Raw genomic sequence first — 12684 nt, 5'->3', positions numbered from 1 at the left:
GTGAACGGGGTGCGGTGCGGGCGTGCCAGGATGAACGGCATGGCGCGGGGACCGGTGGCGTTCGTGCTCGGCGGCGGGGGAGTGCTGGGCGCGGTCGAGGTGGGCATGTTGCGGGCGCTGTTCCGGGCGCGGATTCGGCCGGACCTGGTGCTGGGTACGTCGATCGGTGCGGTGAACGGTGCCCTGGTCGCCGCCGACCCGTCCGAGGCGGTCACCGACCGGCTGGTCCGGCTCTGGGCCTCGCCGGAGGCCAGCGAGGTGTACGGCGACTCGGTCGCCCGGCAGCTGCGCCGCTTCGCCGCCCGTACCCACCTGCACTCGCCCCGACCGTTGCGCAAGCTGCTGGAGAACGAGCTGGGCGCGGAGACCACCTTCGCCGACCTGAAGGTGCCGTTCCGGTGCTGCGCGGCGAACATCGAGCGGGCCGCCGAGCACTGGTTCGTCAGCGGGCCCGTGGTGCCCGCCGTGCTCGCGTCGGCCTCGGTGCCCGGGTTGCTGCCGCCGGCACGCATCGGTGACCAGCACTACGTCGACGGCGGGATCGTCAACTCGATCCCGATCGGCGAGGCGGTCGCGGCCGGGGCCAGCCGCATCTTCGTACTCCAGGTGGGCCGGATCGAGCGGGCGCTGACCCCGCCCCGGCGGCCCTGGGAGATCGCCCAGGTCGCGTTCGAGATCGCCCGCCGGCACCGGTTCGCCCGGGAGATGGCCGCCCTGCCCGACGGGGTGGAGGTGCACGTGCTGCCGACCGGCGGCCTGGAGCCGCGCGACGACACCCCGTGGGCGTACCGGGACATGGCGGCGGTGGGCCGGCGGATCAGCCGCGCCTACGCGGCGTCCCGGCACTACCTGGCGAACCTGGAGCGCTGATGCCGCTTCCGCCCCGGTGGCTGCGCCGGTTGTTGCTGGCACCCGGCGCGGTGCTGCTGGCCGTGCTGCTGGTGGTCACGGTGCCGTTCTGGGCCCTGCTCGCGCTGGCCGTCTCGCCGTTCGTGCCCGGGCGGCTACGCCCGCTGCGCCTGCTCTGGATCGGCTGCTTCTACCTGCTCTGGGACGCGGCGGCGCTGATCTGTCTGTTCGCGCTCTGGGTGGCCAGCGGTTTCGGCGCCCGGGTGAACTCGCCGGCCTTCCAACGCGCCCACTACGTGCTGGCGGGCTGGTTCCTGCGGGTGTTCTTCTGGCAGGCCCGGTGGACGCTGCGGCTGAGCATCGAGGTGGTCGGCACCGACCCGGACACCGCCCTGCCGGGCCGTCCCGAGCTGGTCGTCAGCCGGCACGCCGGGCCGGGTGACTCGTTCATCCTGATCCACGCCCTGGTGAACTGGTTCCAGCGGGAGCCGCGCATCGTCCTCAAGGACACCCTGCAGTGGGATCCGGCGATCGACGTGCTGCTCAACCGGCTACCGAGCCGGTTCATCGCACCCGGACAGGACGGTCGGGGGACGATCAGCGAGCAGGTCGGGCATCTGGCCACCGGGCTGGACGACGACGACGTCTTGGTGATCTTTCCCGAGGGCGGCAACTTCACCCCGAGGCGTCGGCTGCGGGCCATCGAACGGCTGCGGGACCGGGGACACCACCGGATGGCGGTGAAGGCGGAGGCCATGCGGCACGTGCTCGCCCCGCAGCCCGGCGGGCTGTTGGCGGCGCTGGACGCCGCACCGGACGCGGGGGTCATCTTCGTGGCGCACACCGGGCTGGACAAGATGCTCACCGTCGCCGACGTGTGGCGGGAACTGCCGATGGACAAGCAGTTGGTGATGCGCTTCTGGTCGGTGCCGCCGGAGGAGATCCCGGCCGGGCGACAACAGCGAATCGACTGGTTGTACGACTGGTGGAGTCGGATAGACGCGTGGATCGCCGACAACCGCGACGGTGCCGCGTAGGGTTCGTAAATGGACCAGATCAGCGTGGTGACGACGGTGGTCGACGCGCGTTCGGTCGCGGACCTGCTGGCTGCCGCTGCGGTGGCCGGACGGCAGGCGGCCTGCGCGCAGGTGGGCGGCCAGGTGCAGAGCACCTACTGGTGGCGGGGCGGGGTGGAGACCAGCACCGAATGGTCGGTGCAGTTCAAGACCGCACCGGACCGGGTCAACGCCCTGGTGGAGCAGATACGTGCCAGCCACCCGTACGAGGTGCCGGAGATTCTGGTCAGTCAGGTGTACTGCGGTCACCCTGAGTACGCCGCCTGGGTGTTCGAGCACACCCGTCCCTGAGTACCCGGACTCTGGTGCGGCGGGACGCGCGGGTCAAGGATGACTGCGTGACTGGCTACCCCTGCCCGGCGTGTGGTGCGTCGGCGAACCTCGCCTCGGGCTGCTCCGGATGCGGCCGGCCGCCGTACCCGGCCGCCGCCGAGGTGATCCAACTCGACCGTGAGATCGTCGAACTCGGCGCTGCGACGCGACAGGCACGGGCGACGTACGAAGGGCTGGCCGGTCGGCTGCTGACGGCGCAGCGACGCCGCGCCGAATTGGCCGCCGCGATCCGCACCGAGTTCCCGACGCCGGCCCCTCCGGCCAGCGTGGCCGGGGCGGTGCCGCCCACTGCGGTGCCGGCCGGGCCAGGCGGGGCGCTGCCGGTCGGGCCGGGCGGGATGTCGCCGGTCGGGTCAGGTGGGGCGGGGTCGGGCGGGTGGCCCGGCATGACGCCTGTCGACCCGGCGCGGCCCGGTGGGGCAGAGGCCTCGACCCGTACCGTGCAGGGGTTGCTGTTCGTCCTGGGTGGACTGCTGCTGGGCACCGCGGCGACGGTGTTCACGGCGGTGGCCTGGGCGTCGGTGGGAGTCACCGGCCGGGCGCTGATCCTGCTGGCGCTCACCCTGCTGCTGCTGGCCGTGCCGCTGGTGGCGCGCTGGCGTGGGCTGCGGGGCACCGCCGAGACGTTCGCCGGGGTCGGGCTGCTGCTGGTGGTGCTCGACGGGTACGCCGCCTGGTCGGTGGACCTGTTCGGGGTGACCGCCTGGCCGGGCAGCCTGTACGCGGCAGTGGTCGCGGCCGTCAGCGCCGCCCTGGCCGCCGGGTACGCCCGGCTCAGCCGACTGACCCTGCCGTGGTTCGCCGCCCTGCTGGCCGGGCAGCCGGTGCTGCCGCTGGCCGTCGCCGAGGCCCGGCTCGGGCCGGCCGGGCTGTCGGTGGTCTTCGTCGGGGTGGCGCTTGCCGACCTGGCGGTGCTTGTCGCGCTGCGGCGGCCGAGGGACGTCGCGGGCGAGGGGGCCACGACGACCTCGGCGCTACGGATCGCCGGCCAGGTGACCGCCGGTGCCGGGTACGCCGTGGCGCTGCTGCTCGCCGCGGGTTGTGCGTTGGTGCCGCTGCTCGTCGGCCGGGCCGGTGGGGTGGCGGTGCTGGCCGGCGTACCGATGCTGCTGGTGTCGCTGGCCCTGTTCGGTGCGGCGCTGCTGCTCGGTGGTGCGGTTGCGCGGGCGGTGACGGCCGGCGCGCTGGTGCCGGTGCTCGCCCTGGCGCTGATCCGCCCGGTCGGGGAACTGCGCGGGTCGGTGGTGCTGGTGGCGGCGGCCCTGGTGGTGGCGCTGCTGGCCGGTGCGGTGCGACTGCTTCCGGCAGGTTGGCAGCCCGGTCCCCGGATCGGTGCCGTGCTGGTGGCCGGTGCCACGGCGACGCTGACCACGTTGTGGGCGCTGGTGCTGGCGGGCGCGACGGTGGGCCGCTCGTTGCCGCCGTGGCGGGGGGCCACGGCCGGGCCGGACCACCCCTGGGGCTGGCAGTTGCCTGTCGCGTTGGCGTTGACCGTGGCCGCGCTCGCCTGGCTGCTGCCTCGGGTGGCCCAGCCGACGATCGCGCTGGTCGGGGTCGCCGCCACGACGCTCGCCCTGCCGGCAGCCTGGGCTACGCCGTGGCCGGTCGTGGTCGCTCTCGACCTGCTTGTCGCCGTGGCGCTGCTGGCGGTGTCGGTGGCCCGCCCGGTGGGCCGGGCGACGGTGCTGGCCTCGGCACTGGCCGGTGCCGCGCTGCTCGGGCACGGGCTGCTGGTCGGCCTGGCCGGCCCGGCCGGGGCCGGTGCGGCGTGCGCGGTGGTGCTGGTCGCCGGCCTCGCCGTGGCCACCGTGGGTCGCCGGGGCGGGCCCGAACAACGCATGGTGGCCGGGTTCGCGCTGCTCGCAGCGGTGCTCGTGGTGCCGGCCGGTGCGGCGATCGCGCTGATCGGCGCCGGCGCGCCGCCCTGGTGGCAGTCCCGGGCGGCACTGGCCGCCCTCGTACTGCCGGCGGTCGCGCTGGTCACCCTCCGGACACACTGGACCGACCTGCGGGCGTACGCCTCGACCGGGTTCGCCGTGGCGGCGGCCCTGACCGGTCTCGGGTCGGTCGCCGTACCGGGTGACGAACCGTTGACCCTCTACGCGGCCGGTACGGCGCTGCTTGTCGCGCTGGCCGGGTTCCGGTCCCGTCCCTCGGTGGCATTGTCGGTGGCGGGTGTCGGGCTGGCCGCCGTGGCGGTGCTGGCCGCCGTCCCGGTGGCGCTGACCGCGCTGGTGACCCCGTACGGGCCGCCGGCCGCCATCTGGTCCGGCGCACCGGCGGTGCAGTCGGTGGCGGGCGCGGTGCCGGTGGGAGTTGCCCTGTCGGTGCTGGCCCTGGCGGCGGTACTGGCGACGTGGCCGACCGGTCGGGCCGGCGGGTGGCGTCTGGCGGCGGCGGTGCTGCCGTTCGTGGCGCTCGCCGGGCCGGTGCTGCTGGTGGCCGCTCGGGCACCCTGGCCGGTGGTGCCGGCAGCAGCGCTGCTCGGTGGCGTCGCCCTGCTGCTGGTCATCGCGGTGCGGCCGGTGGGCGCCCCGTTCGTGGCGGTCGGCGTGCCGGTGGGGCTGGTGCTGATCGGGGCGGGACTGCTCAACCTCCAGGCCACCCGGGCCGGGACGCTCGCCGGGCTGGGTCTGCTGGTGGTGGCGGCGACCGTGGTCGGGGTGGCGGCCCGGCGACACCTGGTGCGGCTGGCCGGTTGGCTGGTCGCGGTCGCGGCGGCGACCGGTCTCGCCATCACCGCCGCGCTGGCCGCCGGGCAGCCGCTGCGGGTGGCGGCCTTCGCGGTGCTCGGCGTGGCCGCCGTCGCCCTCGCCCTGGCCGCGATCGTGCCCACCCGCCGCGCCACCGACCAGACCCTGGGCATGCCGGCTGAGAGCGCAGGCATGCCGGCCGGGAGTGGTGCCGCCCGCGCGGCGCTGACGGGTCGGACGCTGGACGCCGCCGCGCAGGCGGTGGCACTGGTCGGGCTCCTGCTCACCATCGGTGCGGCCCGGCACGCCGCCACGGTCTGCGTGCTCTGGGCCGTCGCGGTCGGGCTGCGGCTGCTGCGCCGGGGCGAGTCGACCGCGCGGCGGTGGGTCTTCGCCGCGATCTCCGCCGGCAGCGTCCTGCTCGCCATCTGGCTGCTGCTGGGGGTCGGTGGGGTGACGGTGCTGGAGGCGTACACCGTGCCGTTCGCGGTGGTGGCGCTCGCTGCGGGCACTGTGGCGTTGCGTACCCGGCCGGGGCTGACCAGTTGGCTCGCGCTCGGCCCCGGTCTGGCCGCGGTGCTGCTGCCCAGCCTGGCCGCCGTGCTGTTCGGCGCGGACCCGCAGCCGTGGCGACGGTTGCTGCTCGGCGCTGCCGCGCTCGCCGTGACACTGCTCGGGGCGGTCCGACGCTGGCAGGCGCCGGTGGTGCTCGGTGGGTTGACGCTGGCCGCGCTCGCCGTGCACGAGCTGGTGCGCAGCTGGGACGTGCTGCCCCGGTGGGCGTACCTGGGCGCCGCCGGACTGGCCCTGATCGCCCTCGCCACCACCTACGAACGCCGTCGCCGCGACCTGCTTCGCCTCCGCGCCACGGTCAGCCGAATGAGCTGAGTGGCCGATCTTGGTACGAAAGCGCCCCTCCAAGGGCACTTTCGTACCAAGATCGGGCGGCAGGGTCAGTTGAGTTGGGAGAGTTGCTCGGTCAGGTCCTTCGGGGCGTCCATCACCTCAGCGGCGGCGGGCGGAGTGATATCCGGCGTGGCGCCGAAATCGCCGAAGGCGACCGTGACGGCGCCGAGGCTCATGTCGACGTCGCTCAGGCGCAGGGTCAGTTCGGTCAGTCGCCCCTCGGCATCAATCTGCGCTTTGAAGGGCAGCGACCGGAGCGTTTCGGCCGTGGATTCCGGCAGCTCGGTCAGCGCGACGGACGAGGTGTGGGTGAGGTCGAGCGTGCCCGAAAAGTGTCCGGGCGCCTCGCGTCGTACCTCGACGATCTGTCCCACAAGCTTGCCAATCTCTCCCGGATCGCCATTCGGCATGATGTCCAGGCCGATGGTCGTCAGGACATCCGCTGAGGGCATCCGCAGCCAGCGGCCATCCCACAGGTCATCGAAGCGAAGGAACACGCTGTCGTTCACGGCGGTCATCGCCCATCGGGTCACTTTGCCGTCGGCGGTCACCTCGGCGGTGACGGCGAAGTCGCCGGCCGCGGGGTCCACCACTGCGGTGGCGGTGAAGAGCAGCGACAGACTGGTCCTGCCCATGGTCATCGTCGAGGTGGTCTGTCTGGTCAGCTCGGCTGCGGCGACCAGTACCGCGCGTGGGTCGGGCGGCAGGCTGGTGACCGTCGCAGCCGGAGGTGCCGGCGCAGCGGGAGCACAACCGGACAGGCAGAGGGGCACCAGCGCGAGTGCCGTACACACGGTCGCCAGCGTACGGTTGCGCATGATGTGTCTCCATGTCCGGCAGCGACCATCGCCCTGATCCGGCGGTCAGTGTAGGGGTGAGGGCCAGCGGAGTTGTTGGTCGGTGTGGTGCTGGCGGTCAACGGTAGGGTCTGGCCATGGCAGAGGTGCTCACCGCTGAGGCGGTACGAGACGAGCTGGGTGGGCTGGCGGGGTGGTCGCAGGACCCGGCCGGGATCACCCGTACCGTGGAGCTGGCCAGTTTTCCGGAAGCCATCGGGCTGGTCGACCGGGTCGCCGCCACGGCCGAGGAGTTGGATCACCACCCGGACATCGACATCCGTTGGCGCACCGTGACCTTCCGCTGCGTCACCCACTCGGCGGGCGGCGTCACCCGGCGGGACATCGAGCTGGCTCGGCGGATCGACGAGATCGTGGGAGGCACCACCCGATGAGGTTCGAGATCAGCAAGGTGCTGGACGCCATCGAGGGGCGGGTCTGCACCGATCCGCAGTTGGCCCGCGCGGTGGTCGACCTGGCCGAGATCATCCGTTACCAGGACCTCGACGGCGGACGTCCGGCCAGCACGCTGCGCCTCGGCATGGTCATCGACGCGCTGGCGCGCAGCCTGGAGGAGGACAACGTTCCGGTCTACGCGGTGGTGCACCGGGGGGTGCTCTCCGACGCCGACCTGACCTCCAACGAGCGGATGGTGGTCCGCCGCTGGGCCGACGACGGCCTGGTCGAGGTGCTCGACAACCCCGGTGACCGGATGCTTGAGGTGGCCGACCTGCTCGGCCTGCCGGTGCTCAGCCGGGTGCGCTTCGACGGCCTGCGCGGACGGTTCCCCTGGCTGGTCGAGCAGCCCGGTCGGGTGGTCGCCCCGGTGCCGGGTGCCGGCGGACCTGTGTTCATCGCCCACGTCGGTGGCGGCCACACGCCGGTGGCCGGGCCGCCGTCGCCGGCTGCGGCGCAGCTGCTCGCCCGCGAATGGCGGTGCTCGGAGTCGGGCTGCAACCTGTTCGGGGGAGGTGGTGGCGGTGGCGCCTTCGCCGACCTGGCCCGGGTGGACCGGGCGCCGACCGGTCAGCCGCCACCGTCGCTGCGCAACGGCGTGCCGACCTGCCCCCGGCACGGCAGCCGGCTGCGCGACGCCGGCCCCCGGTCGCGCAGCGAGGTCCTCGCGGTACGCGTCGGTGGCCTGATCCGGCGTCGATTCACGCTCACCGAGGAGCAGTCGGTGCTGGTCGGCCGGGCACCGGAGGGCAGCGGCGGCATCATGCTCGGGCAGTGGCTCAACGACGAGGCCCGCCGCTGGATCAGCCGCAGCCACCTGCGGCTGGAGCTGCGTGGCAGCGACGTGATGGTCACCGACGTGAGTACCAACGGCTCCGGCATCCGACCGGCCGGGTCGCTGGCCGAGGCGGACCGCATCCCGCTGGCCCCGCAACAGTCCCGGGTGCTGGCCGGCGGCGACATGGTGGAGCTGTACCCGGGGGTGCAGATCGGCCGGCCGACCGACCTGCCGTCGGGTGCGCCGTACAACCCCGACTCGGTGATGTCCGAGGCTCCGACGATGGCGATGCGGCTGCCCCGCTGAATCCGAAGCCGTGACGCGGGTGGGTGCCCGGGATCTGGCACCCACCCGCGTTGGCTGGTCAGCCGGCCAGCACCGCCGCCAGCTGCGCGACCGCGTGGTCGATCTCCTCGGCGGTGATCGTCAGCGGCGGGGCGAGCCGGATCGTCGAGCCGTGGGTGTCCTTGGCCAGCACGCCACGCTCCATCAGACGTTCGCACGCCTCCCGGCCGCTCATCAGCGCCGGGTCGATGTCCAGTCCGGCCCACAGACCCCGACCGCGTACGGCGACCAGGCCCTTGCCGATCAGGGCGTGCAGGCCGGCGTGCAGCCGCTCGCCCAACTCGGTCGAGCGGCGCTGGAACTCGCCGGTGGCCAGCAACCGGACCACCTCGGTGGCCACCGCGCAGGCGAGCGGGTTGCCGCCGAAGGTCGAGCCGTGCTGGCCGGGCCGCAGCACGCCCAGCACGTCGGTGTCGGCCGCCACCGCGGAGACCGGCACGATGCCGCCGCCGAGCGCCTTGCCCAGCAGGTACATGTCCGGTACGACGCCCTCCAGCTCGCAGGCGAACGTGGCCCCGGTACGCCCCAGCCCCGACTGGATCTCGTCGGCGATGAACAGCACGTTGCGCTCGGTGCAGAGCTGACGCACCCCCGGCAGGTAGCCGGTCGGCGGCACCACCACACCCTGCTCGCCCTGGATCGGCTCCAGCAGCACCGCGACGGTTGTCTCGTCGACCGCATCGGCCAACGCGGTCAGGTCGCCGTACGGGACGATCTTGAAACCCGGGGTGTACGGCCCGAAGTCCGCGCGGGCGTCGTCGTCGGTGGAGAAGCTCACGATGGTGGTCGTACGCCCGTGGAAGTTGCCATCCGCGACCACGATTGTGGCCTGACCGGCCGGTACGCCCTTGACCTGGTATCCCCACTTGCGGGCCACCTTGATGCCGGTCTCCACGGCCTCGGCCCCGGTGTTCATCGGCAGCACCAGGTCCTTGCCGCACAACGCGGCCAGCTCCCGGCAGAAGTCGGCAAACTGGTCGTGGATGAACGCCCGGCTGGTCAACGTCAGCTTGTCGAGCTGGGCGTGTGCGGCGGCGATCAGCGCCGGGTGACGGTGGCCGAAGTTCAGCGCGGAGTAGCCGGCCAGGCAGTCCAGGTAGCGCCGGCCGTCCACGTCGGTGACCCAGGCACCCTCGGCGGAGGAGATCACCACCGGCAGCGGGTGGTAGTTGTGCGCGGTGTGACGCTCCGCGTCCTGCACCGCGGCGGGGGTCCGCAGCATGTCCTCGATCATCGGCTTGCCTTTCCCTGACGGAGTCGCAACGTGCAGCACTTCGGGCCACCGCCGGCCTTGCGCAGCTCGGACAGGTCGACGCCGATGGTCTGGTAGCCCCGCTCGCGCAGCTTCGCGGCCAGGTCGGTGGCCTGCTCGGGCAGGACCACGTGCCGGCCGTCACTCACCGCGTTGAGGCCGAGGACCTCGGCGTCGGCCATGGTGGCGTGCACCGCGTCCGGGAAGAGCCGGCGCAGTACGGCCTGGCTGCCGGGGGAGAACGCCTCCGGCAGGTACGCCACGGTCCGCTCGTCGAGCACGGTCAACGCGGTGTCCAGGTGGTAGAAGCGCGGGTCGACCAACTGCATCGTGATCACCGGGTAACCGAAGACCTCCTGCAACTGGGCGTGCGAGGCGTGCGCGGTACGGAATCCGGTGCCGGCGAGCAGGTAGTCGCCGGCCAGCAGGATGTCGCCCTCGCCCTCGTTGACGTGCTTCGGGTCGTACATCTCGAAGCCGGCTGCCTCGAACCAGGCACGGTAGGCGGGCGCCTCGTCGGCGCGCTGCGGGTCGCGGAACTGCACCGCCATCGCCTTACCGTCGATCACGGTGCCGCCGTTGGCGGCGAAGACCATGTCCGGCAGACCCGGCACCGGAGTGATCTCCTCGACGGTGTGCCCCAGGTCCCGGTACACCTTGCGCAGCCGCTCCCACTGCCGGACGGCGAGATCCGTGTCGACGGGGGCGGTCGGATCCATCCACGGGTTGATCGCGTAGTCGACGGCGAAGTACGTCGGCCGGCACATCAGAAAGTGCTGGCGGGTGGCGTCCATCGTCATTGTCCTGCTCCCAGGGTCTCCGCGCGCCCTGACCACCGGCGGCCCACGGGCTGGCGCGTGCCTCAACGGTATGCGCCCCCGACCTGCAGAATCCACCGCAGACCCTTGCAGAGGGCAGCAGATCATTGCGTCTGAGGACCTGCCGACGACTGATCGTTGCGCCGAACACGTGATCGACTTCCAGCGGGGTTGGCGGTGGCGCTGTTTCGGCGTAGTGGGGGTGTCGGGATGGGTGGGAGACCGCCGTTTCGGCGAAACGGTGGCTGGACGGGCTGCGAACACACATCAGGGGCGGCGAATCGCCGCCCCTGACGAAATGTGTGTGCCCGGCTGGTGAACCACCAGAGCTGGTCGGGCTGCGGCCGGTTCCTCACCGGCCGGGCGCCGGTGAACCACCGGCGCGGCGAAATGTGCCCACTAGAACCGATCCACAAACTGTGAATCAAGCCACTCGCGCAGCCTGGCCACCGTGTCACCGTCGGTGTTCGGCCACTCGTACTGCCCGGTCATGGCCAGCACGCCGAGCACCACCGCGCCGAGGCCGAAGGCGATCCCGAGCAGGGCGTCGGGCTTGCCGGCGACGTGTCGCCGCCGAGTGGCGATCAGGCCGAGCACGGCGAACACCGCGCCGAGGGCACCGATGCCGATGCCGTACCCGGCAAGCGTCCCGGTCAGCACGAACAGCAGGCCGGCGACCCCGACGATCAGGCCGACGGTGGCCAGCAGGCTGGGCCGCGGCCGTCGACCGGCAACCACCTGCGCCTCGTCCGACGCCTCCCGGCCATCGGTGCGCTCGACGCTGCCGTCCCGCTCACCACCGAGCGCCGGGTCACGCTCCGGGGTGCGCTCCAGATCGTCGGTACGGGTCCGGTCGGTCACGCTGCTGCCGGCGATCACACCGGTGGTGGTCACGCCGTTTCGGGTGGTCACGCCGTTTCGGCTGGTTGCTTCGGTGGGGGTGGTCACGTCGTTTCGGGTGGTCGTGCTGGTGGGGGTAGCGGCGGTGTCGTTTCGGGTGGTCGTGCTGGTGGGGGTGGTGCGGCCGGTGGGCGGTACGGGGGTGGTGGCGCGGGCTCGGCGGGAGCCGTCGACGCCGGACCGGGCCGTGGCGGCTCGGGCAGCGGCCCGCTCGGTGGCCGGCCGATCGGTGCTGTCCACGGGGGCAGCTCCAGCGACGCCGCCGGTGGCCGCTCGGTCGGACGCCCGCTCGGCGGTTCCTGACCGGTCGGCGGCGGCCGGGTTGGTTGCCCGGGTGGCGGCTGTGTCGGCTGGGCGCTCGGCGGTTGCCGGGTTGGTTGGGCGCTCGGCGGTGGGGGTCGCTGAGCTGCTGCGGTAGGCCCCGTCGTTGCGGTCGGTGGGCCGGGTGTCGGTGGCGACCGTGGCACCGCGTTCGGCGTCCTCGTCGAGGGTCGTCGCCGGTTCCGTCCGGCGGGACAGCGAAGGAAATCTCATGGCTTCACCTCCTGATCATGCGTGGCAGGCCCCCACCCCCCGACCACCCCACGCGCTAACACCCCACACGTACCCAGCGACTCTTCAGGCAACACGCACTCGCGGCAGATCTTGGTACGAAACGGCCCTTCTGAGGGCGCTTTCGTACCAAGATCTGCCGCGAGAGAGAGGGGAGAGGAGGGGAGAGGGGGGAGAGCAGCGCAGGGGTCAGCGGCGGGGGCGGGTGAAGGGGGAGAGGGCGGAGGTGAGCAGGGCCATGCGGCGGGGGCGGGAGACGAGCACCGGGCGGTCGCGTACGCACCGCACGAGGACCTCGACCGCCTGGTCGACCGAGATCATCATCGGTCGTACCGGTCCCTTCGCCATTTTGGTGTCCACGAAGCCGAACCGGACGGTGGTCACGCTCACGCCCTGTCCGCGCAGCGCCGCCGACAGCCCCATCAGGTACGACGACAGCCCGGCCTTCGAACCGGCGTAGCCGGGTGCGTCCCGGGAGACCAGCCGGTCGGCGAGGCTGGACAGCCCGATGAGATGGCCGTCGCCGGCCGCCGCCATCCTCGGTACGACCGTGGACGCCGTGCGTACCGCGCCCATCAGGTTGACCTCGAAGGTCCGGGTCTGCGCGTCCAGGTCGGCCAGGTCGACGGGCTCGCCGATGCCGGCGGCGTACACGCAGAGGTCCACCCCACCCAGTTCGTCGATCGCCTTGCCGAGCACCTCCGGATAGTCCGGTGCGGTCACGTCGACTGTGTGATGGGTGTACGTGGGGACGGCGATGGGGTTGTCCCGGCGGGACAACCCGGCGACCCGCCAGCCGTCGGCCAGCAGTCGACGGGTGAACGCCAACCCGATCCCGTCGCTGTTGCCGACCACCACCGCGCGCCGCATCCGATCCGTCATGACCCACC

Annotated in this window: 11 protein-coding genes; 6 read left to right on the top strand and 5 right to left on the bottom strand. The window is 72.8% G+C overall.

Annotated elements, in window-relative coordinates:
- The first annotated feature begins 39 nt into the window (after positions 1-39).
- Genes Vgi01_RS06650 through Vgi01_RS06635 form a run of 4 tightly spaced genes read left to right on the top strand, consistent with a single transcriptional unit; the run spans position 40 to position 5839 of the window.
- Entirely contained in the window at positions 40-870 is an 831-nt protein-coding gene (locus Vgi01_RS06650) for a patatin-like phospholipase family protein (protein ID WP_204290471.1), read from the top strand.
- Positions 870-1886, top strand: coding sequence for a 1-acyl-sn-glycerol-3-phosphate acyltransferase (locus Vgi01_RS06645; RefSeq protein ID WP_102659962.1), 1017 nt, complete (start codon positions 870-872; stop codon positions 1884-1886). Before Vgi01_RS06650 ends, Vgi01_RS06645 begins: the two co-directional genes overlap by 1 nt.
- 9 nt (positions 1887-1895) lie before the next feature.
- Entirely contained in the window at positions 1896-2216 is a 321-nt protein-coding gene (gene cutA, locus Vgi01_RS06640; RefSeq protein WP_102659961.1) for a divalent-cation tolerance protein CutA, read from the top strand.
- A 47-nt stretch (positions 2217-2263) separates the two neighbouring features.
- On the top strand, positions 2264-5839 hold the full coding sequence (locus Vgi01_RS06635; protein WP_204290470.1) for an SCO7613 C-terminal domain-containing membrane protein: 3576 nt from the start codon (positions 2264-2266) through the stop codon (positions 5837-5839).
- 65 nt (positions 5840-5904) lie between these two features.
- Here Vgi01_RS06635 and Vgi01_RS06630 read toward each other — a convergent pair whose 3' ends face one another.
- Complete coding sequence (locus Vgi01_RS06630) at positions 5905-6675, bottom strand: hypothetical protein (protein WP_204290469.1); 771 nt, start codon at positions 6673-6675, stop codon at positions 5905-5907.
- 116 nt (positions 6676-6791) lie between these two features.
- Between Vgi01_RS06630 and Vgi01_RS06625 the strand changes: the two genes are divergently transcribed.
- Both Vgi01_RS06625 and Vgi01_RS06620 read left to right on the top strand, forming a co-directional pair.
- The gene (locus Vgi01_RS06625; RefSeq protein ID WP_204290468.1) at positions 6792-7088 is read left to right on the top strand and encodes a 4a-hydroxytetrahydrobiopterin dehydratase; all 297 of its coding nucleotides are present in this window, start codon (positions 6792-6794) and stop codon (positions 7086-7088) included.
- A complete protein-coding gene (locus Vgi01_RS06620; protein WP_102659957.1) occupies positions 7085-8233 on the top strand; it encodes an FHA domain-containing protein in 1149 nt (382 codons plus the stop codon). Before Vgi01_RS06625 ends, Vgi01_RS06620 begins: the two co-directional genes overlap by 4 nt.
- Before the next feature lie 58 nt (positions 8234-8291).
- On the opposite strand, the gene rocD is transcribed toward Vgi01_RS06620, so the two are convergent.
- The 4 genes from rocD to Vgi01_RS06600 form a co-directional block, all read right to left on the bottom strand.
- A complete protein-coding gene (gene rocD / locus Vgi01_RS06615; RefSeq protein ID WP_204290467.1) occupies positions 8292-9506 on the bottom strand; it encodes an ornithine--oxo-acid transaminase in 1215 nt (404 codons plus the stop codon).
- Entirely contained in the window at positions 9503-10318 is an 816-nt protein-coding gene (gene ddaH, locus Vgi01_RS06610; protein ID WP_204290521.1) for a dimethylargininase, read from the bottom strand. Before ddaH ends, rocD begins: the two co-directional genes overlap by 4 nt.
- A gap of 423 nt (positions 10319-10741) precedes the next feature.
- Complete coding sequence (locus Vgi01_RS30495; RefSeq protein WP_239088825.1) at positions 10742-11776, bottom strand: DMT family transporter; 1035 nt, start codon at positions 11774-11776, stop codon at positions 10742-10744.
- 207 nt (positions 11777-11983) lie between these two features.
- Positions 11984-12676: an SDR family NAD(P)-dependent oxidoreductase gene (locus tag Vgi01_RS06600; RefSeq protein ID WP_102660997.1), complete on the bottom strand. Its 693-nt coding sequence runs from the start codon at positions 12674-12676 to the stop codon at positions 11984-11986.
- Positions 12677-12684: the final 8 nt, after the last annotated feature.

The organism is Micromonospora gifhornensis (assembly GCF_016863515.1).
Classification (GTDB): domain Bacteria; phylum Actinomycetota; class Actinomycetes; order Mycobacteriales; family Micromonosporaceae; genus Micromonospora; species Micromonospora gifhornensis.
This window is presented reverse-complemented; position numbering and strand designations above follow the sequence as displayed.

What these genes read in the sequence shown, in the direction of transcription:
- Vgi01_RS06620 (WP_102659957.1), top strand. Translation starts at nt 7,085, where the DNA reads ATGAGGTTCGAGATCAGCAAGGTGCTGGACGCCATCGAGGGGCGGGTC.
- Vgi01_RS06630 (WP_204290469.1), bottom strand. Translation starts at nt 6,675, where the DNA reads ATGCGCAACCGTACGCTGGCGACCGTGTGTACGGCACTCGCGCTGGTG.
- Vgi01_RS06600 (WP_102660997.1), bottom strand. Translation starts at nt 12,676, where the DNA reads ATGACGGATCGGATGCGGCGCGCGGTGGTGGTCGGCAACAGCGACGGG.
- Vgi01_RS06625 (WP_204290468.1), top strand. Translation starts at nt 6,792, where the DNA reads ATGGCAGAGGTGCTCACCGCTGAGGCGGTACGAGACGAGCTGGGTGGG.
- Vgi01_RS06645 (WP_102659962.1), top strand. Translation starts at nt 870, where the DNA reads ATGCCGCTTCCGCCCCGGTGGCTGCGCCGGTTGTTGCTGGCACCCGGC.
- rocD (WP_204290467.1), bottom strand. Translation starts at nt 9,506, where the DNA reads ATGATCGAGGACATGCTGCGGACCCCCGCCGCGGTGCAGGACGCGGAG.
- cutA (WP_102659961.1), top strand. Translation starts at nt 1,896, where the DNA reads ATGGACCAGATCAGCGTGGTGACGACGGTGGTCGACGCGCGTTCGGTC.
- Vgi01_RS06650 (WP_204290471.1), top strand. Translation starts at nt 40, where the DNA reads ATGGCGCGGGGACCGGTGGCGTTCGTGCTCGGCGGCGGGGGAGTGCTG.
- ddaH (WP_204290521.1), bottom strand. Translation starts at nt 10,318, where the DNA reads ATGGACGCCACCCGCCAGCACTTTCTGATGTGCCGGCCGACGTACTTC.
- Vgi01_RS30495 (WP_239088825.1), bottom strand. Translation starts at nt 11,776, where the DNA reads ATGAGATTTCCTTCGCTGTCCCGCCGGACGGAACCGGCGACGACCCTC.